The organism is Vibrio vulnificus NBRC 15645 = ATCC 27562, from assembly GCF_002224265.1.
Taxonomy (GTDB): Bacteria; Pseudomonadota; Gammaproteobacteria; order Enterobacterales; family Vibrionaceae; genus Vibrio; species Vibrio vulnificus.
On record NZ_CP012882.1, the window covers coordinates 700,907 to 724,887 of the forward strand.

At 44.9% G+C, this 23,981-nt stretch carries 17 protein-coding genes and 1 pseudogene; 8 read left to right on the plus strand and 10 right to left on the minus strand.

The annotated features are described in order from the left end of the window. Positions 1-288 precede the first annotated feature (288 nt). The 3 genes from AOT11_RS18825 to AOT11_RS18835 all read left to right on the plus strand — a co-directional run bounded on the left by AOT11_RS18825 (position 289) and on the right by AOT11_RS18835 (position 5,310). Positions 289-558: a hypothetical protein gene (locus tag AOT11_RS18825; RefSeq protein WP_017421496.1), complete on the plus strand. Its 270-nt coding sequence runs from the start codon at positions 289-291 to the stop codon at positions 556-558. Between the two features lie 519 nt (positions 559-1,077). Further along, entirely contained in the window at positions 1,078-2,691 is a 1,614-nt protein-coding gene (locus AOT11_RS18830) for a mechanosensitive ion channel family protein (RefSeq protein ID WP_017421497.1), read from the plus strand. A 399-nt stretch (positions 2,692-3,090) separates the two neighbouring features. Beyond that, positions 3,091-5,310, plus strand: a complete 2,220-nt coding sequence (locus AOT11_RS18835; RefSeq protein ID WP_017421499.1) for an esterase-like activity of phytase family protein — start codon at positions 3,091-3,093, stop codon at positions 5,308-5,310. 94 nt (positions 5,311-5,404) lie between these two features. On the opposite strand, the gene AOT11_RS18840 is transcribed toward AOT11_RS18835, so the two are convergent. The 6 genes from AOT11_RS18840 to kdgR form a co-directional block, all read right to left on the minus strand. Then, entirely contained in the window at positions 5,405-6,001 is a 597-nt protein-coding gene (locus AOT11_RS18840; RefSeq protein ID WP_017421500.1) for a mechanosensitive ion channel family protein, read from the minus strand. Between the two features lie 98 nt (positions 6,002-6,099). Continuing rightward, entirely contained in the window at positions 6,100-6,498 is a 399-nt protein-coding gene (locus tag AOT11_RS18845; protein WP_017421501.1) for an ACT domain-containing protein, read from the minus strand. Positions 6,499-6,665: 167 nt separating this feature from the next. Continuing rightward, on the minus strand, positions 6,666-8,120 hold the full coding sequence (locus tag AOT11_RS18850; protein ID WP_017421502.1) for a DUF3360 family protein: 1,455 nt from the start codon (positions 8,118-8,120) through the stop codon (positions 6,666-6,668). A 695-nt stretch (positions 8,121-8,815) separates the two neighbouring features. Next, positions 8,816-10,438 (minus strand): methyl-accepting chemotaxis protein, encoded by a 1,623-nt coding sequence (locus tag AOT11_RS18855; protein WP_017421503.1) that lies wholly within the window; start codon positions 10,436-10,438, stop codon positions 8,816-8,818. 18 nt (positions 10,439-10,456) lie between these two features. Beyond that, positions 10,457-10,729 (minus strand): hypothetical protein, encoded by a 273-nt coding sequence (locus tag AOT11_RS18860; RefSeq protein ID WP_017421504.1) that lies wholly within the window; start codon positions 10,727-10,729, stop codon positions 10,457-10,459. 546 nt (positions 10,730-11,275) lie between these two features. Further along, on the minus strand, positions 11,276-12,058 hold the full coding sequence (gene kdgR, locus AOT11_RS18865) for a DNA-binding transcriptional regulator KdgR (protein WP_026050539.1): 783 nt from the start codon (positions 12,056-12,058) through the stop codon (positions 11,276-11,278). Between the two features lie 261 nt (positions 12,059-12,319). Here kdgR and kduD point away from each other — a divergent pair, with 261 nt between their 5' ends. The 4 genes and pseudogenes from kduD to AOT11_RS18885 all read left to right on the plus strand — a co-directional run bounded on the left by kduD (position 12,320) and on the right by AOT11_RS18885 (position 14,560). Continuing rightward, positions 12,320-13,081, plus strand: coding sequence for a 2-dehydro-3-deoxy-D-gluconate 5-dehydrogenase KduD (kduD, locus tag AOT11_RS18870; RefSeq protein ID WP_011081824.1), 762 nt, complete (start codon positions 12,320-12,322; stop codon positions 13,079-13,081). A gap of 15 nt (positions 13,082-13,096) precedes the next feature. Continuing rightward, positions 13,097-13,518: pseudogene (locus AOT11_RS18875) on the plus strand (YgjV family protein); the annotation flags it as partial. A 45-nt stretch (positions 13,519-13,563) separates the two neighbouring features. Next, the gene (locus AOT11_RS18880) at positions 13,564-13,884 is read left to right on the plus strand and encodes a cupin domain-containing protein (RefSeq protein WP_017421507.1); all 321 of its coding nucleotides are present in this window, start codon (positions 13,564-13,566) and stop codon (positions 13,882-13,884) included. Between the two features lie 40 nt (positions 13,885-13,924). Beyond that, positions 13,925-14,560, plus strand: a complete 636-nt coding sequence (locus AOT11_RS18885) for an RpiB/LacA/LacB family sugar-phosphate isomerase (RefSeq protein WP_017421508.1) — start codon at positions 13,925-13,927, stop codon at positions 14,558-14,560. A 136-nt stretch (positions 14,561-14,696) separates the two neighbouring features. On the opposite strand, the gene AOT11_RS18890 is transcribed toward AOT11_RS18885, so the two are convergent. Continuing rightward, positions 14,697-16,133: an IS1182 family transposase gene (locus AOT11_RS18890; protein WP_017428762.1), complete on the minus strand. Its 1,437-nt coding sequence runs from the start codon at positions 16,131-16,133 to the stop codon at positions 14,697-14,699. Between the two features lie 441 nt (positions 16,134-16,574). Here AOT11_RS18890 and AOT11_RS18895 point away from each other — a divergent pair, with 441 nt between their 5' ends. Then, positions 16,575-18,281 carry an autotransporter assembly complex protein TamA gene (locus AOT11_RS18895; RefSeq protein ID WP_026050648.1) on the plus strand — a complete coding sequence of 569 codons (1,707 nt, stop codon included), beginning with the start codon at positions 16,575-16,577 and terminating at the stop codon, positions 18,279-18,281. 58 nt (positions 18,282-18,339) lie between these two features. Here AOT11_RS18895 and AOT11_RS18900 read toward each other — a convergent pair whose 3' ends face one another. The 3 genes from AOT11_RS18900 to AOT11_RS18910 form a co-directional block, all read right to left on the minus strand. Continuing rightward, positions 18,340-19,791, minus strand: coding sequence for a phospholipase D family protein (locus AOT11_RS18900; protein WP_017421510.1), 1,452 nt, complete (start codon positions 19,789-19,791; stop codon positions 18,340-18,342). 101 nt (positions 19,792-19,892) lie between these two features. Next, positions 19,893-21,932: a carboxylesterase family protein gene (locus tag AOT11_RS18905; protein WP_017421511.1), complete on the minus strand. Its 2,040-nt coding sequence runs from the start codon at positions 21,930-21,932 to the stop codon at positions 19,893-19,895. Positions 21,933-22,167: 235 nt separating this feature from the next. Beyond that, a complete protein-coding gene (locus AOT11_RS18910; RefSeq protein ID WP_017421512.1) occupies positions 22,168-23,820 on the minus strand; it encodes a hypothetical protein in 1,653 nt (550 codons plus the stop codon). Positions 23,821-23,981: the final 161 nt, after the last annotated feature.

Below are 23,981 nucleotides of genomic sequence, written 5' to 3' on the forward strand. Positions count from 1 at the left end.
TACGTGAGCGCAAAGTGAGAATTGCCTCTACGCTTTAAATAAACATAAAAAAAGATCATCAAGCATGTGAATCAGCCGGTTGAGCTCGTTGTGAGAATCACCGATGCAAAAGTGATTTGGAAACAATTGGTAAAATTTGCACACAGTTTGTAAATTTCGCCAATACCCCGATCGATATGGATTTTGCATGGATGTAAGTGATTGATATTTAATATTTATAAAATTGGCACGCATAGTGCAATCTAGAATGCAGTTGGTAATAAAAATCCAAAGCGTGAGGAAATAAATATGAAACCTTCAATTCTCTTCGTTCCTAGTCTGATTGCAATCCTTGCAGCATCGTCCGTAGTACAGGCTAATTCCCTTGAAACAACTCAATGGAGTGAAGAACTGAAATACGATATGAGTGCCATGAAAAAAGAAGCGATCGTCAGCATTAACCAAGAGAATGCAAAAGCGATTGAAGAGCGTGACGCTAAACTCGTGAAGCACATTAAAGAAGAGCAAGAGCAGTTAGTGCACATTAAGTGTCAGAAAGTGGATCAAACTAAGTCGTAATGGATTTGGTTGCTTTTCGCCTCTAATGTAATGCGTTTTTGTAAAACGTGAATATTGAGGTACAAACAAAAAGAAAGCCCACGTATAGGCTGTTACGTGGGCAAAAAGGGCACCATATTTGGTGTGTCTATTCATTTTGGAGATGGTCGCCAAAAAATCCATTTTGTTCCTGTCAAGAAGCTTTCAAGGGATTGGACGCTTCGAATCAGTCTGACCAGCGCTGTGTAAAGTAACACCTTTGTTACCTTTGTTAAAATGTAAATTCAGTAATCATAGATTCCAGAATTGTTGAAATTATGCTTACTTTATATGTGGATTTTACGTTTAATCATACGAATATCGCGTTCATATTTTTCAATTTATTTTCATTTTTAATGAAAAGTGCACATTAACTTGCGCGCATTTTGTCTCTTGCGATGCGTGAAGATGGCAATTCATTAACATTGTTAACTATTTCTGGTCAGTGCGAGATTGCAACTATAAAATTCGCCTGTGAATGCTAACCCAAATGGATGTGACATGGTTTTAAACGCGCTTAGAGTGCTACTCCTCGTTATTGGCTTTTTTTCTCCTATTGTTCAAGCGATCCCGAGCAGTTTATTGCTCAATATGACGGAAGAGGCGAGCAGCGCTCCGGCCGCAACAGACGCAAATCTGACGTTGCCTTATCAGTATAAAGATCCTTTACAGCGTGATACGCCCCGTGGTGCTCTAAATGGTTTTTTGGTGGCCGCTTATGCGCAAGATTACGCGAAAGCCGCAAAATACCTTGATATGCGTTACTTACCTTCTCATTTAAATCCTCAGCAAGGGGCAGAGTATGCCCGGCAGTTGCATGCGATAATTGAGCGCAATGTCTGGATCAACTTACAAGACATCAGCGATTCTCCTGCGGGTGCCGATGATGATTTTTTGCCTGAGTATCGTGATTCTTTTGGCGTGATCACCATTAAAGACGCCGAAATCACCTTGTTGTTGCAGCAAGTACCGAGCAAAAGCCTAGGGAAAATTTGGAAAGTGTCGAACGCGACCGTCACCATGGTCCCCAAGTTATATGAAGAGTTGGGTTATGGGCCACTGAGTGAATGGTTCATCGACAACATGCCACGTGGGTACCTTTTCAAACTGAATCTGTGGGAGATTGCGCTGCTTTCGGCTTATCTTGGTGCCTCCTTTTTAGTCATCACGCCATTTGCTCTGCTCGCGAGCTGGCTTGTTCGTCGCAGCAAAATGAAGATGAAAGATGATCTGGCTAATTTGTTGTCCGGGCCTTTGCTGTTTTTCCTTGCGCTAGGGTTGGATCACTCTCTGCTCTCAAATACCACCTTAACCGTGACAGCGCGGGAGTTAATCGATAATGGTTATCTCTTTTTCCTCGCCAGTTTGTGGCTAGGGTGGGCGTTGATTGGTCTGCTGCAATACGCGATGCGTGAGCGGCTAATCGGCAAAGGTAACAAGCAAAGCGCAGCGATGGTCAGGCCATTTCTCACGTTCTTCCGCATTATCTTGTTGGTGTTTGCTGTACTGTCCTGGATGGAATACCACGGCTTCAATGCAACGGCTCTGTTGGCTGGTATGGGGGTTGGTGGCGTAGCACTGGCGCTGGCATCGAAGCAGTCGTTAGAGAACTTCATTGGCACTATGACGCTTTACTCTGCGGCGCCAGTGAAAGTGGGGAACCTGTGCAGTTTTGGTGGCATCCGAGGCACGGTTGAAGAGATTGGTTTGCGCTGTACCCGAGTGCGTACTATTGACCGCACGGTGATTCATGTACCCAACGCGAAATTAGTGGAAATGGAGATCGAAAACATCTCCGAGCGAGAGAAAATTCGCTTTAAAACCGATATTCGTTTGGATTACTGCACCACCACCGCACAGTTGAAAACCATCATCGAAGAGATCAAAGTGCTGCTGGAAAATCACGAAAAAGTGGATAAGAAACCGTTGCGTGTCACCTTTAGAGGCTTTGGTGCACACGGGTTGGAAATTAACGTATTTGCCTACATTGGCAGCAAAAGTTTGCCCGTCTACCAAGTGGCGGCGCAGGAGCTTCATTTAGGCATCATGGAAATTGTTGAAAATAACGGCTCTCGCATCGTGCCTGCCACGTTTGAGGCACAAGCGCTGCCTTAGTTTTTGTTCGCAATAGGGCTTATTGAGGGGGCTCAGTAAGCTCGTTGGACAGGGCATCGGTGTCGATTCACTATCAACTTCATCCCAGTTCTGCTCAGTTGCTTGAGGCACAAGCTCATCTGAACATTTTGGGCGCTTCTCTAATCTGCGCAATCGCGGGTTTTGCATTGATTGGTATTATTTAGCGCTCAGCCATGAGCTTGACACGCTTGCCGTCATGTCGTCATTAACCTACCCTCGTCAACGTATCTCACACTGAACCATCACCGTTTTCATCACAGAGTGTGCCACGCCCTTAAGATTGCAGCGGTTCATCATAAAAATGCCATCAGATGCTCACGCATTTGTCATAAATTCCCGCTACGGTAGCGTCATTTTCTCATTGATAAGGATATTTATATGGCTCATCTATTTTCACGCTCGCTGCTGCGACAAAGTGTCACGGCGGCGATGTTTTTTGGGGCTTCATTGACCGCGTTTTCGAGTGCAGCAGAAGGGGCTAGCACCACTGAAAGCTTTAAGCGTATTGCCAGTTTTGCCGTCGCAGATAACCTACCTGCGGGGTTTGACAAGCAAAAAACAACGTCTGCGGAAATTATTACGGTGACACCGGATGGCAACACGCTGATCTATTCTGACAGCCCACTGGGTGGCATTGGTTTTGTCGATATTAAACAAGCGGATCAGCCCAAAGCGGCGGGTTTTCTTTCACTCAACGGTGAGCCCACCTCGGTGGCTGCGTTTGATCATTGGGTCATCGCTGGCGTGAATACCTCAAAAAGTTATACGCAACCTTCTGGCTACTTAGCGGTGGTATCTGTAAACAGCCGTAAAATCACCGACCAGTGTGATTTAGGTGGTCAGCCAGATTCGGTCGCCGTGTCGAAAGATGGCCAGTTTATTGCGGTGGCGATCGAAAACGAACGCGACGAGGAGCTGAACGATGGCGCTCTGCCACAACTGCCGGCAGGTTATTTGGTCATCTTGCAGACCAAACAAGGCAAACCAGATTGCAAAAGCGCAAAACGCGTTGAGTTGACGGGCTTAGCGACCATTGGCGCTGATGATCCGGAACCAGAGTTTGTTGCATTTAACGACGCCAACCAAATCGCCGTCACTTTGCAAGAGAACAACCATATGGTGATCGTTGATGCGGCAAGCGCAAAAGTGCTGAAACATTTCTCCGCAGGCAGCGTGGATCTCACACAGATTGATGTGAAGAAAGAGGGGGCGCTGACCTTCACGGGTGAGCAAAAAGGGGTACGCCGTGAGCCAGATGCGGTGAAATGGTTAGACAACGAGCGCTTATTGATTGCCAACGAAGGTGATTATCAAGGCGGAGCGCGTGGTTTTACCATCTTTAACCAGCGTGGCGATGTGTTGTTCGAAAGTGGCGCATCGTTTGAGCATCAAGTGATACGTGCGGGCCATTATCCTGAAAAACGTTCCGGTAAAAAAGGCATTGAACCAGAAGGATTGGAGGTCGCGACCTTTAACGGCCAGCGTTATATCTTTGTGCTCTCCGAACGGGGTTCGGTAGTAGGCGTGTATAAAGACACTGGGCGTGAACCGCAGTGGTTACAGTTGTTACCTTCAGGTATTGCGCCAGAATCGGCCATCGCCATTCCGCAGCGCAATCTATTGGTGACCGCCAATGAAGCCGATTTGGTGGAAGACGGCGGCGCTCGATCTCATGTGATGATTTATCAATTATCGTCAGGGGTAGCCAATTATCCACAAATTATCTCAGCCAATGACAAAAATAACGCGCCAATTGGTTGGGGAGCATTATCTGGGCTGGTGGCGGATAGCCAAAAGGCCGCGACTTTCTACGCAGTCAATGACAGCTTTTACTCTGCTCAGCCAACCATCTTCACGATTGATGCCTTTGCTCAGCCTGCCGTGATTAAGAAGGCATTAAGAGTGACGGAGAATGGAAAAGCTGCCGAAAAACTCGACCTCGAAGGGATCACCACCGATGGGAAGGGCGGTTTCTGGTTAGCCTCAGAAGGCAATGAGAAAAAAGCGATTCCACACGCTCTTGTTCATGTTAACGCGCAGGGGGAGGTGATGGAGCGAGTATTGTTCCCTCAAGAGCTACTCAAGCACCAAACGCGCTATGGCGCCGAAGGCATTACACGCGTTGACGATGTGTTGTGGATTGCGTTGCAGCGACCATGGAAAGAGGATGCGAAAAACACCACTAAATTGCTGAGCTATAACACTAAAACTCGCCAGTGGGGCGCGGTGAGTTATCCGCTAGAGCAGAGTGATAAAGGCTGGGTCGGCTTGTCTGAAATTACCGCGTATCAAGGCCAGCTCTATCTCATTGAGCGTGATAATCAGCTTGGCAAGCAAGCGAAGATCAAACGTTTGTACCGTGTCTCACTCACTGATCTTAAGCCAGTAGAACTTGGTTCTCCTTTGCCTGTCGTACAAAAAGAAATGGTGTACGATTTTCTGCCGCATCTCAAAGCCAGCAAGGGGTATGTCACAGATAAAATTGAAGGCTTCGCGATTGATGTGAATGGTCACGGCTATGCCGTAACCGACAACGATGGTGTGGATGACAGCAGTGGCGAGACGCTATTTTTCAAGCTGACCAAGACGTTCAACTAACCCAATCGCACAATGAAAAAGCCCCACTCTAGGCACGATAAATCGGCGACACGAGAATGGGGCTTTATTTTTGGCGTATCGGCAAGGTTGCGCGTTACTTCTTTTTGATTCGTGTGTACAAACGAGCGGTTGATTTGGCGTTTTGTGGCGGTTTTTGCCCTAACTTAAGCACCGCTTTTTGCAGCATCAAGTTATTGGGATAGGTGATCACATGGCCATTATCGTGCTTGATAAGCACATGGAACATACTGATATCGAGAATTTCCCCGCTGATGTCTTCGTCTTTGTCCACCACTTTGATTCGATCGCCCACTTTGTATGGGAAAACGAAAAAAATCAAAAAACTGGCGGTAACATTGCTAAGGATTGACCACTGAGCAATGAAGGCGACCCCTAAGACCGCAAAGATAGAAGAGAGGAACAGCGACACATCGCCGTATCCGATTCCTGCGATCACCGAAAAAATAGAGGCGAACAGGAAGAGCAGTGCGGTATTAAATGCCCGTTGAATAAAGCTTTGCCTTGCCTTATTCACACCCTTTGAGAGGGCTAAATTGGCCACCGCACGGTTGCTGATTTTTTTTACAACCTGATACGCGGCGAGCAGCACCAGCGCCATAAGGAGTTTAAAGAGAAAGGAGTCAGAAGGAATGTACTGACTCCACTGTTCAAAATTAATCCACTGATTCATCGCAAGTTCTTGGCTGAGAAAAACGGTGATCGTTATAGCGTATTTCACTGATGCTGTAACTAGCCCTTTTTTAATTTCATCGGCGCATTGCGACGAGCCTAGTGTGGGGCAAATTCTGCTAAGGCACACATCGCGGCTTGCGCTTTCTCTTTTTGCACAAAAATATGATCGTGATAATAACCTGCAATCACGTTGGCGCTAATACCATAACTGGCTAACTTGTTGGCAAAAGCGGCGGTTAGCCCGACGGCTTCTAAGCTTGAATGGACGGTGAGGGTAATCAAACAAAAGCGGCTGTTTGTATTCAATCCTGCCTTTTCGGCATGCTGTGCTTTGAGCACCAAAGTGAGCCCTTCTTGTTCACGAAACGTTGCGATGGGATCAAGGTGTAGATAGTCCGTAAGTGGGCCATCGACGGTGCAAAAAACATATTCGCCCTCAATCAATTGCGGGGACATTGATTGAAGTAAGCGCTGTAAATCGGTTATGCCGGCCATGAGCTTTCCTTGTATTGCGTGACGGGATATGTGTTCACGCAGCATAGGAAGCAAGAGAGAAGAAGTCCATTGAATCAAACTAATGGCGGATCAGTTTGGCTAATTTGAGTGGGCATTAAAAAAGAAAAAGATCCGCCCTTTGAGCGGATCTTTCGGCAAAGCCAGCATTAAAGAAGTGCAGGGATGCCCGGTAATTGACCCACCGCCGCTAACGCGCCAACACACACCAATACGGTTGCGAGTGGGATGCCTAAACGGTCAGTGCGGTTTAAGGTTTCGCTACGCTCGCGGTTGCCAATCAGGCCCGTATTGTCGAGCAGCATGGTGATTGCCCAACCGAAGACGGGGTTAACCAGCGCACAAGCAAACATACAAATGCCAGCACTTTGCGAGTTACGAGCGTTACGCACCATCTGCATGCCCGCTTCCAGTAGCGGAAGGAATACGCCTACCAACAATGCCACGCGAAGTACTGGTTCCCACATCGCCAGATCCATCGGATACCCCAACACAGCAGCAACGATACAGAGAATACCCGTAAGCAGAGCGCCTCCTGGAATTGGGCGTTTGGCAATCGCCGCAGGGATCATGTACGTTCCCCAAGAAGAGGCGAGGTTACCGCCACCAAGGCCAGCCCCGATGATCTGACGAATAGAACAAACCGTCATGGTGTCATCGACGTCCATCAGTGCATCTTTGGCGGTTTTCGGGTAGTTCAGTTCTTGGAAGACGCGGTGGCCAAGAAAGTCGGGTGACCACATGGCAACCGCCAAAATCGCGAAAGGAATCACCGCAATGTAGTGCTCAAACTCAGGCCAACCTAACTGCCAACCTGTCTCTTCGCCCCACCAGTAGAATGGGCTCATGTTCGGTAAGCCAGGCTCTGTGGTGAACTCAAACGGCACACCCATTAGGTAGGAAACCACGCCTGCAATCAGCGAGCACAATGGGATCGCCAACCAGCGTTTTTCAATTTTCGCCAAATAGGCGTAGATCACAATGGTGGTGGAGATCACCACAAACGAGACCGACTCCATGCCAGAGGCCACCGACCAGCTTTCAAATTTGCTCAGTTGGCTAATCAGTCCCACTGCGCCTAAATAAATTAGCAGACCGCCGCGAACCCCTTCACCCGTTAAGCGAACCAGTTTTGATCCCCCTTTGGTGGCACTGAGGATCAAACCAAACACCCCAACCATGATGCCTAAAGCGAGGGGGTGTCCGCCTGCTGCAGCAACGAGCGGAATTAATGGAATCATGGGCCCGTGTGTGCCAGCTAAGTTGGCTCTAGGGTTTAAAATCGCGGAAAAAAAGATAACAAACAAAAGACCTGCGATGATCAACTCATAGCGGACGTTTTCAGCAACAAATTCAGGGGAGAGGCCAAATTGCGCAGCGAAAGCGGCCACCATCGCGGTGACCATCACCACTTTACCAATAGTGGCTGCAATGGCAGGCACCCAGTCTTCAATTTCAATACCAAAGTCGCGGAAAGGCAGGTGAATACGCCATTTTTTGAACGAAAGAATGTTCAGTTCATGTTCTAAGTATTCCGATCGAGTAGAAAACTCGTTCGCCTTGCGACGACGAGACTGATAGCTAGATGATTCGTGTTGGCTCATGGTTTCTCCATAATAAATCCTTTTTGACTGATTTATTATTAGAGGCCGATGGTAAAATCATTTTTGACATGAATCATTATTTATTTCGCATTCATTTACTGAAGTTAATTAAGTCGAGCCAGTGCACATTTTCAATAAAACAGAGTATGAAACCTATTTTATGGGTGTGTTTTTATATTTCAAATGCATGATATTTAAATTGTTTTTATTATCTCTGTTTCATATTTTTCTAATATTTCGTGCAAACCTAAGGGTTTGTTTTAATTTGACTTTTTTGTTATTTGTGTGATTGTGCATAAACAGTGCGACATTATTGTCAAATAAGAATATATCGCTAGTAATTAATTCATATACGGTATTTAAAACTGAAATTAGCAAATAAATATATTCTTACATATTGTGTGGTTATTTTCTATTTTAGGTAAAATACAATCTATCTAACATATATTCTACTTATTGCGTAATTGGGCAGGTTGCTTATAAAGCGGATCTGCAGCGGTTGAGCGACATTCGGATGTAGGATCGCTAGTTCTATGGTTCGACAATGTTTCTCAATGGTCAAAGGGGATCTCGCTCCTATCAGTAGCGATAATTCTCAGTAGCGATAGGTTGTTTGGCGTCAAAGTAAGGGGCCACTTGAGATTAAAATAAAACAATTTCTCTAATTTTTTACTTTAAAATCAATTGGTTTAAGTTTACATATTACTAACTTTAAAGAGTTGCAGTTTTTGCTGCTGCTCTTCTGCGAGTTTCGCCAGCTCCTCGGTGGCGACTGTGATTTGAGCTATGCTTGTAACATTTTGATTAACAACTTGAGAGACATTATCAATATTGTTCGATATATCTAAGCTAACGGCAGATTGCTCCTCGGATGCGGTGGCAACTAAAGTATTGACGTCTGATATCGCTTTGACAGAATCGGATATTACACGAAAAGAATCAGTCACCATTTCAACCGCTTTTTGAGAGTTGTTGACCAGTTGCAAGTTGTTGTTCATTTCAATGTTTGTTTCTTCTGCTTTGCTCTGAAGCCTTTCAATGAGGCTTTTGATGTTTTCTGTTGATTGTTGGGTTTTTGCAGCAAGATTTCTAACTTCATCCGCAACGACTGCAAATCCCCTTCCTTGTTCTCCTGCTCTCGCGGCTTCAATTGCAGCATTGAGGGCAAGCAGGTTGGTTTGTTCTGAAACATTAGCGATGACTTCTATCACTGAATTAATATCAAGAGAAAAAGTCTTCAGTTGCTCAATAGACTCCGCAGTGGAACTAACCGAGTTTTGAATCTGTTGGGAAACATCCTCAAGAGCAGAAACGGCTTCATTTCCGGAATCAACCGCATTCATTGCGACACTGGCAGACTGTTCAGCATTGGTTGCATTATTGCTAACTTCTTTGGCGGTTGAAGACATTTCAGTAATGGCTGTCGCTATCTGAGTTACTTGCGAGTTTTCTTCCTTTATATTGGCTTCAGATTGAACCATCACGGCACTTAACTCAGTAGAGGCAGAGGAAACACTACTTGCGATAATGCCTAAGTCAGATATTATTTTTGTTAAACTTATCGCGGTTTCGTTGTAGTACTTGGATAGTATTACTGCTTCATTATTTCCATTTGGAACGTCTAGTCTTAGAGCAAGATCTTTCTCTGACATTCTTTTTAGTGCATTGCAAACGATATTAATCTTTTCAGATATTTTAACTGAAATTAAATAACCTAAAGAAAGTACGACTAATAAAACAAAACCAATGGTTATCAGTTGCTGTTTTATTTCTTCTTGCATAGATGCCTCTGCTTCTTTTATTTCATTTACCGTTTTTGATGCAAAGATTTTTGCTCTTTCTTGAAGCTGTTTTCGTACATTGACTGAGAGTGATCTTCCCTTTGAAAGAAATGCGTCCCGTTGCTCTAAATCAATTAGCCTGTCGTCATATTGATTAAATATGACTTCTGCATTTTTATGGTGAGCATAGTATGCTGTCACGTCATCTATTAGGCTATCTGGTATGTCAGAAAGGCTAGAGTATAAACTTAATGTTTTGTTATACCACTCTTCCAGTTGAGAAGGGTATTTACTCCGCCAATCTTTAGAATAGACGGAACGAGTAAAGTTAAGTCTTAACTGCCAAAATTCATCTATTTGATGTTCATAAATATCTACGGTGATGTCGGTGCTTTTTTCTATTTCATCTATTGCCGTTTCCAGCCTACTTTGCATGTCGTTTGCGGACAGTAGTACAGAAGAGAGAATAGAAAATACGACAACAATTAACAATCCAAGTATTTGTTGTTTTATCGTTAATTTATTAAATAAGTTCATTGCGAATCTCTAATTTATTTAGTTATATACTCTGATTAGCTGCGTGAGTTCATCTGTAAGTTCATTTAGTCTAATTTTAGATTGTGGCCTACAAAAATCTTCGTTTTTCAATCGAGTGACTTCATTTGCTAAAAGCTCTGAAAGAGACTGCAATTTCCCAATGTGAAAATTACGCTCCTTTTCGCTGATTTTAACCAGACTGCTTCTCAGTGTTATTAGATCGCTTTCTAACTGACCAATACATTTTTCTAATAGATAAATATCCCTATGGTTACTAAAAAATTCAGCCATAACCAATTCCTTTTTGTAAAAGTTTTTATAAAGGTTACGTTTTTTTATTTATTTCTTCATGTAGGAAGATGCCTACATTTTATTTTTGCAGCCTTTTGGACTGGGATTGAGTCGATGTTTAAATGAAAACGCTTAGCGAATACCATTAGGCAATTGATAGTTCTGCTATTAACCAAAAAAACAAATATTTTTGTTATTAGTGCATATGAATCACTGGCTATGTTGATAAGGCTGTAAAGGAGGGACTCGTCATCGCTACGGACAACGCTGTGATTGAGCCAATGAGGCGTTTAAACACATAGTCTTATGGATCAATAGATCAATAGCGGTCACTTGAGTTATGTAGGAAAGGCATCCGGTGAATCAGTGTTTATCTGGAGAATAAAACGGTATTGAGTGGTCGTTGTTTGTTGAGATCAAGTTTTTTGCTTTGCACCATGAACAGTTCAGCGCAGGCGAGTGCATCGCTCACCTCTAAATTAAAACGGCGTTTCATCATTTAATGTTGCGCCAAAAAAAAGCAGCCCGAGGGCTGCTCGTCAATCATTAAGCAGGGTAGCTGTGGTAGCCAAGCTGCTCAGAAACGTTTTTACCCGCTTGATGAAGCAGACCCACATAGTAATCTTTGCGCTCTTCATCAAAACGGATGGTTGGGAATGAAATCGACACCGCCGCAATGATTTGACCAAAACGATCATAAATCGGAGCCGCAATACAACGTAAACCCGGTTCTTGCTCTTCGTTATCTTCAGCGAAATGTTGCTCACGCACTTTCGTCAGTTCTTCAAGCACTTGTTCCGTGTTTTCTAGTGTTTTTTCTGTGTGTTTGATGAACTCAACATCGGCAAGAGATTCACGGATAAAGCTCTCTTCACGTTCGGAAAGTAACACTTTGCCAATGGCAGTACTGTAAAGAGGGTTGCGACGGCCAATGCGCGATTGTATGCGCAGGTTGTAACCGGAATCTATCTTATGGATATAAATAATGGCATTGTCATCGAGTGCTCCCAAGTGAAGCGCTTCATTGGTCAGTTGAGAGATTTGGCGCATTTCTTTGTCGGCCAGTTCAATCAGATCAACGTATTCCAGTGAGCGAGCACCCAGCTCAAACACTTTTAACGTGAGTGAATACTTATCCGCTTCGCCTTCTTGAGACACATACCCAAGTGACTTCATGGTTTGTAAAAAGCGGTAAGTGGTTGCCTTAGACATCATAAGACGTTGCGACAATTCTGATACGCCAATCGCTTTCTGCTCACCCAGTGCTTGAAGGATGTGGAACACCTTCATCACTGACGAAACAGCTTCTGGCTGTGTCGACTTTTCCATTGTTTTCCCTTCTTTAGTTGTATTTTTTGCCATTATATCGTTGATTTTCTGTATCACCACTATTTTTAAAATGCCTTTTCATAATTTTGAAACCGCTCACTTAGTTTGTTTTAGTAAAACAAGATATTCATCAATATTTTTGAAGCGTATTTTCAAAAATATTTGCGAGCATTGCCATTTTGCTGTTGTGTTTGCCCTACCACAGTGAACAACAACCAGAACGTCGGTTCACTTCTTTCAGTATTCTAGAGGATGCATTACATGATTCTTGATTCATTTAGCTTGCAAGGCAAAGTAGCAGTCGTCACGGGGTGTGATACCGGTTTAGGTCAAGGCATGGCGCTGGGTTTAGCAAAGGCAGGTTGCGATATCGTTGGTGTGAACATCAGTGAACCAACAGAAACCATGGAAAAAATCCAAGCGACGGGACGTAAGTTCGTCGATATCCGCGCTAACCTAATGAAACTAGATGATATTCCTTCAATTGTTGATCGCGCAGTGACTGAGCTTGGCCGCATCGACATTTTGGTGAACAACGCAGGCATCATTCGCCGCAACGACGCGATCGAGTTCTCTGAGCAAGATTGGGATGACGTCATGAACATCAATATCAAATCGGTGTTCTTTATGTCTCAAGCGGTGGCGAAACAATTTATTGCGCAAGGTGAAGGGGGCAAGATCATCAACATCGCATCCATGCTTTCTTTCCAAGGCGGTATCCGTGTTCCTTCATACACTGCGTCTAAGAGTGGTGTGATGGGTGTTACTCGCCTTATGGCAAACGAGTGGGCAAAACACGGCATCAACGTGAACGCGATTGCACCGGGCTACATGGCAACCAACAACACAGCGGCACTGCGCGCCGATGAGCAACGCAACCAAGAAATCCTAGAGCGTATTCCTGCAAACCGCTGGGGCACGCCAGAAGATTTGGCTGGCCCTTGTGTGTTCCTAGCATCAAAAGCGTCTGACTACATTAACGGTTACACCGTTGCGGTAGATGGCGGCTGGCTATCACGCTAATCCAATTGTGAGAAGATGATGGCTGAGATTGATTTGGCACAAGCGTTAGGGTTTCTCAGTTTTGGTTTGGGAATCTCCACCTTTTACCAGAAAAATGACAGGCATTTGAAAATCCTAATGCTGGTGTTCAATCTCAATCATCTTCTCCATTTTTGCTGCTTGGATCGATGCTTTCGGCGCTCAGCGCACTGCTTTCTGCGTTACGAACCACCGCATCGATCTTCACCTCTTCCAAATGGGTGGCAGCCATTTTTATTCTTATCGGTATCGTTAGCGGCCTAGGAATGGCTGAGCACTGGTGGGAACTATGGCCAATTGTTGGGACGGTAATTGGTACATATTCACTGTTCGTATTGAGTGGCATCCGCATGCGGATTGGCTTTCTAGCAGGGGCAACCTGCTGGTTAATCAACAACATACTGGTGGGCTCTATCGGCAACCATTATTGCCGGTAACCCAAAAAACAGGCTAATAGGTGAACCATGTTTGTATTGAATCACGACATCGCGCTGGAAGATCTTGGCCAAGGCATTTCGCGCAAAGTGCTGGCACACAGCGACAACATGATGTCAGTTGAAGTGCATTTTGAAACGGGTGCGATTGGTGCCATGCACTCACATCCTCACGAGCAACTGATTTACGTGCTGTCAGGTGAATTTGAGTTCACCATTGGCGATGAGAAAAAAATCGTCAAAACAGGCGATACTATGTACAAAGAGCCAAACATCGAACATGGCTGTGTTTGTCTGAAAGCGGGTGTACTGATTGATACCTTCACCCCTATGCGTAAAGATTTCGTTTAAGATTTATTTTTGAATTGCGGCTTAACCGCAAGAGTAACCGATGAAAATTGCACTAATGATGGAAAACAGCCAAGCACCGAAAAACGCGATGGTTGCAGCAGAGTTAAACAGCGTAGCGGGTGGCCTAGGCCACGACGTGTTCAACGTTGGTATGAAAGATGAAAATGACCACCATCTGACTTACATCCACCTAGGCATCATGGCAAGCATTCTACTGAACTCAAAAGCGGTAGACTTTGTGGTCACGGGTTGTGGTACTGGCCAAGGCGCAATGATGTCGAGCAACCTACACCCTGGCGTAGTGTGTGGCTACTGCCTAGAGCCGTCAGATGCGTTTTTGTTCAACCAAATCAACAACGGCAATGCGATTGCTCTCGCGTTTGCCAAAGGTTTTGGCTGGGCAGGCGAGCTGAATGTCCGTTACATCTTCGAAAAAGCATTCACTGGTAACCGTGGTGAAGGCTACCCAATCGAACGTGCGGCACCACAGCAAGCGAATGCGGCGATCCTAAACAACGTAAAAGCAGCGGTTGCGAAAGATGTAGTTGAAGGCCTACGCGCAATTGACCAAAAGTTGGTGAAAACAGCGGTTGGCGGTGCACAGTTCCAAGAGTGCTTCTTCGCAAACTGCCAAGTGCCAGAAATCGCCGAGTACGTACGCTCGCTGATCGACTAAGCACTCAGTCATCACTACTTTTTCGGGAACTAATACAAAGCCAGCACTCGCTGGCTCAGATTGATGACGAACCCCGCTTTTTAAGTGGGGTTCTTTTTTGGAAGCGACCGTAGGTCGCGATCGTGATTTTTTTTTGTTATATCGTGCGCAGAAGTTCCCATTCATTACATGGGTATACAGAAGCAAGTATCTGCCTTATTTCTGCCATATTTAAGCCCATTTTTCGTAGATAGTTCACCACCAACGCTATCTTCTTGATGTTTTGGGCTGCCGCTGCCAACCAACATTGCATTTGCACGTTGGCTAGACCTCGGAAGCGAGCATAACGATGACCATGATGTTGCTTGGCATCTGCAAAGCTCCGTTCTACTGTTTCACTTCGACGTCGATAGGTCTTCTTACCATAGGAAGAAAGCCGCATTTGATTTGCTCTCTCTACGGCATCGCTATAGATATGCCGAGTAATCACTTTCTTCATGTTTTTGCTTTGAGTACAGTCATCCCTCATTGGACAGAACGCACACTCTTTCGGGTCTGAGTGGTATTCTCGGTAGGCATCGCGTGACGTGGTTTTATAAAGCAACGCCTGACCATTCGGACACTGGTAGCAGTCTCTTTGCGCATCGTAAGTAAAGTGTTTCTTTTTGAACGCATTTTTCGTTCTCGATGGACGTCGATAACCGAACACGCCAAGAATACCTCGACGTTCAAGTGACTCCGCCACTGGAGCGGTAAAGTAGCCCGCATCCAGTCCAACGGCTATCGGGTTCAATTGGAATGTAGCAAGCGTGTAATCTAAGCGTTGAACGTAAGGCTGTGAGTCATTGATGTTGCCCGCGGTGGTATAGGTATCGAGGATAATTCCATGTTGACCATCAACGGTTCGATGGTCGAGGTAGAAGAAGCCTTGTGGCTTATTATCACGAGTCATGAAGCCACTCTCTGGGTCAGTGGTGCTGGTTTTGGTATTCTTTGTTTTTGACTCTGATTCACGAGCCTTAAGAGGCTTCTTACCCGCTTTTTCTCGGTCTAACGCGACGTCGTCATCCAGCATATCAAGATAGGCACTCGCGCGAACCGCCGTGACTTTATTGGTGTGTTTATTCTTGTTGGCGTTCGCTTTGAGATGAGTACTGTCCGTAAAGAGCTCTTGACCCGCGACCAAGCCTTTCGTCATGGCTTGCTCTACGATATTGATAAAAATACGTTCGAATACATCCGTGCCATTAAAGCGACGAATGCGGTTTTGGCTTAGAGTCGAAGCGTGGATGACTTTCTCTGTTAATGACATCCGTAAGAACCAACGGTAAGCGACATTCACTTCAATTTCTTTAACGAGCTGACGCTCACTTTTTATACCAAAGATATAACCAAGCAAGATGATTTTGAAGAGACGAACAGGGTCAACAGGTGGACGCCCATTATCTTTACAATAAAGATGAGCGACTTCATCACGAATGAATTCAAAGTCGATAGCATTATCGATTTTGCGCACTAAATGGTTTTTAGGAACTAACTGTTCCATCGTCACCATTTCCAGTTCGTATTGTTGCGGAGTCGGTTCTTGAAGCATATCGGAGTATCCATATTTCGATACCCCTATTAGATCAAAGGTCTAGCTCGAAAGCTAGACCTTTGTCAGCAGTCTGAGCCAGCACTCGCTGGCTTTTGTTTTATTTGGGAGATGGGAGTTGGTTTTTCTGAGGTATTTTTCCCCCCAACTTTGCTAGAGTCGGATCGAACTTGATATCAAATTGTGCGTTGTAGATTACTCTTCCTTACGCTTTAAAAGTCGAGCTAAATGGCCAAATGTGCTCATCCATTATAGACGGTGACGAAGGGCGAAATGGTATTTAATCTAAACTGCATCGTCGTAGTGTCTTCTTGCGCCACTACTATCGGCACAAGACATTATTACTTCTACAGTTGTAGGAACTCATCCTACATACACGATTAACGTGCTTTCTTGAGTGCGATTAGCCTAGTTGGGTGTCAAACCCACTAAGGCAGATTTGTGGCTTCTCTCGTTCAAAAACTCGTTGGAATTTCTGTACTCGTCTTCATACCGTTTGGGGACGTATTGGCTGCCGAATTTACTATTCAAGGTTTATCCAAACCGCTTGAGCGGAATCTGGAATATCACCTCATGCCGTTAGCGAATACTTCAGCCAATGACATTCCCGTAAGTCAGCTCAGTAAGTTGGTTAGGTCAGCATTGAACCCTTATGGCTACTACCATTCTAAGCTCAGTGTTCAGAGAGAGCCGAACGATCTCATTGTATTAGATGTGGAGCTTGGTGAGGTCGTGTTGGTAGCAAAATCTAATATCGTCGTGTCTGGTGAAGCCTCAAACGATGAAGATTTCCTCGGGTTAGTCAATCAAGCCCAGCTTAAACAAGGGCAGCCGCTACTGCATTCTGAGTATGATACGCTAAAACGAAACTTGACTTCATTAGCCCAGAAAAAAGGTTACTTGGATGGGCGCTTTATCGAATCGTCTTTGGAAGTCATCCCGAGCATGAATCAAGCAAATGTGAACCTACATTTCTCGAGTGGTTCTCGTTACCAGTTTGGTTCGTTATCGGTACCAACGTCGGGTATTGAGCCAGCTCGAATAGAAATAATGCGAACGTTTGAGCGGGGTGACGATTTCGACACCTTGAAACTGAACCAATATCAAGCAAATCTCTCTGAGACCAATTGGTTTCGTAGTGTAATTGTGAAAGCGGATTTTGATGGGATATCCAATAACCTTGAGGTGCCGATAGAAGTGATTGCAGAGCCAAACGCACGAAATATCGTGCAAGTCGGTGGTGGATATTCGACAGACTTGGGATTACGCGCTTCGTTGAATTGGACCAAACCATGGTACAACACGCGAGGACATAGCTTTGAGACACAGGCGTACGCGTCAAAAGCGGAACAGTCGCTATTGCTTGGCTACAAAATTCCGACCCAAAATGTCCTGACGGATTACTACGGTATTCAGTTTGAATCTAAACATGTCGACTATCGTGATACGTCGAGTTTTTCCAATGATTTGTCGTTTGAAAAGCATTGGCAGCTAGACAGTGATTGGCAAAGCACTATGCACGTTCGTTATTTGCAAGAGCGTTATCAACAAGCGTCGGAAAATAACGACTCACAGATGCTATTGCCGGGAGTAACGTTTTCATTGCTTGATCGCAAGAATGATCAATTAGAAATAAAACACCGTCACGTTTACTCATTGGAATACTCGGATCCGAACTTTTTCTCGGATTCTCGTTTGCTGCGTATTGAAGGCAACAGTGTGCTGTCTTGGGATATCAGCGAAAAACATAAGTTTCACTTTCGTTCGAATGTCGGTATCAATGTCGCTGACGCTCTGAGCGATATCCCCTCATCATTACGCTTCTTTGCGGGCGGTGATGGCAACCTTCGTGGTTATGGTTATGAGTCAATCTCTCCGAGAGATGAAAATGGCGATTTAACGGGTGCCCGTTACATGTTTACTGCTGGTTTGGAATATCAATATCAGGTCTACCACCAACTATGGCTTGGTGCATTTTACGATGTTGGTGATGCCTTCAACGATAGCGTAGATTGGAAAAGTGGAACAGGGTTGAGTTTGATATGGAACTCAAAATACGTGCCCGTTAAAGTGGATTTTGCTTACGGTTTAGATGCTCCTCAAGGAGACCAATTCCGCGTTCACTTCTCACTAGGCACGCAGTTTTAGCGGGCATAAAAAAGGCTCTCATCCATGTAGATAGAGAGCCTTTTTTATGTTTGATGGCTCAGAGTTCGAACTCACCATTCAGTTGCTTGAATATCCAGTTAGGCGCTTTGTGCCATCCACCATAGTTTGGATTCTTAGTATGGGTTTCATTCATTGATTGCCACTGAGTTTGGCCTTGTTCATCTCGAGATACTCGCCAAAACAGTTCATCTTGTTGTCGAGTTAAGTAGTGCATGACATGTTCTGCAAAGGTTTCGCTTTGGATCAACACACCAAATTCCACATTGAGGAAATCCGATCTTGGGTCGAAGTTTGATGAGCCTATATAAGTCAGCCGATCATCGAGTATCACGGTCTTGTTGTGATAATAAGTATCCGCATGGAAGTAGTGGTCGTCATTTTTCGCTTGTTTTTTGTACTCCAGTATATTTACGCCTTTATCCAACAACGTTTGACGATGTTCCTCGTAATAAGCCGGAATAAACCCAGAATCATTAGAAGCAGAGGAGTTCGTCATTAACGTGATGTCCGCTTTTTGCTCCATCAAGGTATCAATAAAGGCAAATTCACCATCACTTGGTACCACGTAAGGGGTTGAAATCACCGCTTTGTTCGCTGTAGTTATTTGTTGCCAAACTTGGCGCTCTGCCCGCTTTCTAAAGTAAGGCTTGTTGTTCTCTAACTTTTTTAATGAATCGAAAACAGGGGTGACTTGCGCAGTGATGAAATTGGGGCTGGTCAGTTGTTTAACCTGTTTTTCAACTTCAGCCAGAATGATGTTTCTGTCTATCTCCTCTTTATTGACTGCTTTGGCAAACGCGGAATAGTTTGGGTTTACTTTAACGATATTTTCTATTGGTGTGACATGCTTGCTGTGCCAAAGCTGTTGGTAGTTTTGGTCGAACGCTTGAATGATGCTGCCTTTAAACAACACATCCATATCAAAGAAGTTGGCTTTGCGGCTGTAACCAAAATAGTCGTTGCCAATGTTGCGTCCACCTATAATCATCCATTGATGGTCGACGTTGAAATACTTCTCGTGTAGACGGTTGTCCAAACGTTGTTGATGAGTAGAGAAGTTGATGGCGCGCCCAATCCAGCCTGACTTACGTGAATCAAACGGATTGAATAAACGGATTTGAATGTTGTTGTGAGCGCTGAGATCAGCAAGCCATTTCTCATTAAACACCAATAAATCATCGAGAGTGAGTCGAACTTGCACGCCTCGATCCGCTGCATGTTTGAGCTCATTGAGTAGCATCAAGCCAAGCGTATCACTTTCCCAAGAAAAGTAGGTCATATCGATGCTTTGTTGAGCATTTCTAACCAGTTCAACTCGACGAGCAAAGGCTTCTGGAGCAGTAGGAATTAAGTAAACATCGGCTTGATGCTGAGTAGTTTGCCAATTGGCTTCAAAATCCGGTTCAACTTCAGGGTAAGGCTGGGCACAGCCGACCAATAGCGTGCTGAAGGTAAAGATCAGCAGAGCACGAAGGGCGTTAGGAAACATGAGTAAACCTTCCTAATTATGTTCAAGGAATAAGGATGAAAAAAGCCAGCGAACTGGCTTTTAGACATTCGGTAATGAGTTTTTAGTGACTGAGGATGACGTTACATGTGACTAAGAATCAGCCCAAGTTCCTCGAGACCGTTGAGGCGGCCTTTGCGCAGTTTCGGATCGACGCCTGAGTGATGAGCATTGTCCCAGTCTTGTGTGGATTGAATACCGCCATCGTTATCGATCAGCAATACTCGGTCAGTCGCGGTGTTGTATTGGAAGTCCTCAAATAGACGTTCGCTAAACCACACGCGAGAGAGTTTGTTCATCATCGCTTTGTCTTTGCTGCTTGGTCGAACACTTGAGCCATCAAGCTTAAATGCTTTGTTAAATACAAATGGTAGTTCCGATGCATTGCAAGCGGCCACAATACAACTGATGCTCTTAAGTAAATCGCCAACATCGAGATCGCCATTTTCACCTTTGGTGTTGTAAGTCCATACGTTGAATCCAGGTGTGTAGTCAAAGTAGTAGAAGCTTGGTGTCGCTCCTGTTGCTTCTTCACGTGAGACCTTATGACGATTTGGACCCGTGAAGAGCAAATCATGCAACACAGTTTTGAATTGCTGCATGTTTTTGGCCGCACCATTCAGTTCGCGTTCATCGTTGGGGAAGAAGTCAGCCAGAGCAAGTAACTCAGTGGTCGAATCAGAGTTCCCCAAACCGAAGAACAACTTAGTCATCGCCTCATATGCTGTACTCGGCAGCAGTTCCAATAAGTCAGAAAGATCGAGTTCAACCGATGCCGAATCGCTGAGTAGTGAACGATATTCCGCGCGTAAGCGATTCAGATTTGTTTCCGATTCTAGCCACTCCACTATGGATTCGACAATTAAGGTCTCATCGCCACTTTCAATGATTTCTGGCGCTTCTTGGCTCAAGATTTCAAGGATAGTAGGGATCAAAAAAGTCAGGCTCGGCAGCATGCCCAGAGTATTGCTTTCTGCACTGTTTGAGCCAATTACAGTCGGTACGATCCAATCACTCTCAATGGCTTGTTCAATAAAGTGATGGCCTGGTACTTCTTTCACTAGAAACGCCGGTGGGCGGTGCTCGATGTAAGGAGCAAATGGCATCAACGTGGCTAATGGGCTGTTGTCTCGTGTTGGACTTATAACCGGAATATTCGCAGCGGTCAGTACCCAGTTCTTAAGGCGTTGAATAGGGTCAAGCATGTCGCTCTGAACTTTCATGACCTCATCAAGTGGTACTAATGCAAGATCTTCAACGCTTTGCTCTGGTCGTTGGCTCTTGGCAACATCGTAACTTTTGTACTCAAAGCCGTAAGCGTTGCTTTGCATGATGGCACGTTGAAAGTGCTCACCAGCGATTGCAGCATCGCCTTTTGATTGCTGCAAAATACCTACCGACATTGCACCTGCCCCCTGACCCATAAGTGTCACGTTTTGCGGATTACCGCCAAATGCCGCTATGTTTTGCTGAACCCATTCAAGCGCGTGTTTTTGATCGCCTAGACCAAAGTTACCACCTTCTGGGTTGTCCAAACCATCGACCCAAACACTGCCCAACAAGCCCAAACGATAGTTAAAAGTAACAGCAATAAACGGGTTACCATCGTCTGCACCTTGTGCAACAACCATATCACCGTGAATCAACGGTTCTGAGCCCGCGCCGTGTTCAAAGTCGCCACCGTGAATAAAGACATAAACGGGTAAATCTGCATACGCTTCTGTCCCGGCTGGTCGCCAAATGTTCAGGTTCAAGCAATCTTCTGATTGCGTTTGGGCCGTGGTTTTTAACTGCGGACACGCATCACCGAACTGAGTTGCATCAATGTTGCCTTCAAGCGGTGCGACAATACTGTGTTGAAAGCGGTCTGCTTGCGCAAACTGGATACCTTTGAACGCTTCTACTGCTGCCAGTTTTTCACCTGAATCAAGAGGCGTGATGACAAGAGACTCTTTGGTGGCTTGAATGGTCGCATCGCCAATTTCCAAAGAGATTTGCTCTGGTGGTGACGGTTGCAACGGCTGTGGATTGTAAGGAACGCTTGGTTTACTTGAATCATCACCACAGGCAGCTAAGGCAAGAGTGATAGTAATAGCTAAAGTTGAGCGATTGAGTAAAGTCATTGTTATGTCCAAAAAGTCATTTGGTGCGTGCACCGAAAATGTTAAACGGCATCGAACAAGCGACGTCCTAACGCTTTGGTATTAATCCGTGAATGATTGGATGGCTTGCTGTATTGATGGCTCAAATGGTAGGGCATTGATGACAAATTCAATAATCGCCTTTGTAGGATTCAGTCCTACCATCCAATGGCCTACCAATGTGTGTTGTTTCTTTGTGTGCTATTTCTTTGTGTGATTAGAAGCGATAACCCAAGTTCAAGGTCAGTGAGTCACGTGTTTCGCCTTTGTTGTAAAGCATGGTCAAGTTGTAGTTCTTACCTATTTGCTTATTGAAACCTGCCAGGAATGCCCACTCGTCAAGCTCGACACCGATGTCGTAATCGAACTCGATATCACCGGTTTTTACTCGGCCATCCATACGAGAGTCCAAACCTTGGTATTCAGCACCCACAAAGAACTGAGTCCGGTAATCCACTAACTGATAGCCAAGCATTGGTTGAACGGTATAAATGCCGTCACCCCAGTCGTCTAAGCCCTTTAAACGTGTTTGAGAGTACGTGCCGGTAACGGAAGCAAAAAACTCTCTGTAACCAACTGATAACGTTGTACCCACACCGCGCAAGTCGTACTCAAGATGAATCGGCACATTGACTCGTCCGCGATTACATAGAGCAGACAATCCATCGCAGAACTTATCCCCCAAGCCTGGTAGACGGTCATTGAGCTTGTCTTTGAGGTATTGGCCTCCTTCGCCTGTGTAAGCTGCATCCACATTGGCATCGACATTGATTTTGCCGACATAACCAAAAACATTCCAAAAGGGAAGAATGTTAACGTCACCACGAATACTGAAACTTTCTGCGTTTACAATACCAACAGTGTCTTCTGGATCGAATAGGTCGTTCAAACGTACGCCATCAATAACGAAATCGTTAAAAGGGATGTTCATATTCTGGTTACGGTAAGCCATCGACACGCCAAACGGCAGAGGCAAATCGATACCTTGACGGCGTACAATATCGCCCATTAACGGGAAAGTGCGGTCAAGCTTTACACCTGTTTCTTGCATGCGTGGGTCAGAAACTTCATTCAAGTGTTTCTCATCCAACACTTGCACACCAATGTCATCCTCATAGATGGCAACAGGCTTAAGAGTGCTGACCACTTTGAGCGGTTTCTTTTTGCTTGAGCCAACGATTTCAGTGTGTTTGCTCGCAATCACAAGCTTGCCAGAATCCAGCTTTTGAAAGCGGATCTCTTGGTGGTACGTATCCACGTTGTATATGTGGTGTGTGAATGGCTTATCGTTGGTAATGACCATGCGCTTTGGTTCGCCGTTGACGATTTGGATATCAACGCTTAAGAAACGAAAATAGGCGATATCTTGCGGAAGGCCGTATTTCGAGTAGTTGAAGCTGACAATGACATTGCCGTTTTTATCTTCTTTTGCTCGTACCGATGAAGGATCAAAGCTCTCTGCGTAGTTGCGTAGACGATATTCTGTACGCGTGAAGGCTTCGATTTCATCGAGCACTTTTTCGTTCTTATCGAGCTCCTTAGGGTTGTATTTGATGCGTAGATCGATATTGCCCTTGCTGTCCGTGTTCTTTACAAGAAACACCGAAGAGTCACGTGCCTCGTTGCCGATTTGAACGGTTCGGTGAACATGCTCAACCAAGTGTTCACCTTGTGCTAGAGAACTGATGGCCAGTTTCGGTAGATCACGGCTGATACCGTATTTGTCGAATAGCTCGCGACCTTGTTCCATAACTTCACGATAAGTTGTCTCTTCTGCGGCGAAGCTAAAAGTGGGGGTAGTAAGCATTAGTGCGCTCGCTAGCACAGTAAGAGAAGATGTCTTGCTAGCGCGTATTTCAAAAAAACTCATGACGATTTCCACTCTGAATAGCCTCAAACCTTTGAGACTCAGACAGTTAATGTGTCACTGAACATCTTGTTCAGTTAGATAGATGCGTTTGCTGTGATTGACATTGTGAATGCAGTGTTTTTAATTGCATTTCGTTAATCAATGAGAGGATTTTATGAGGA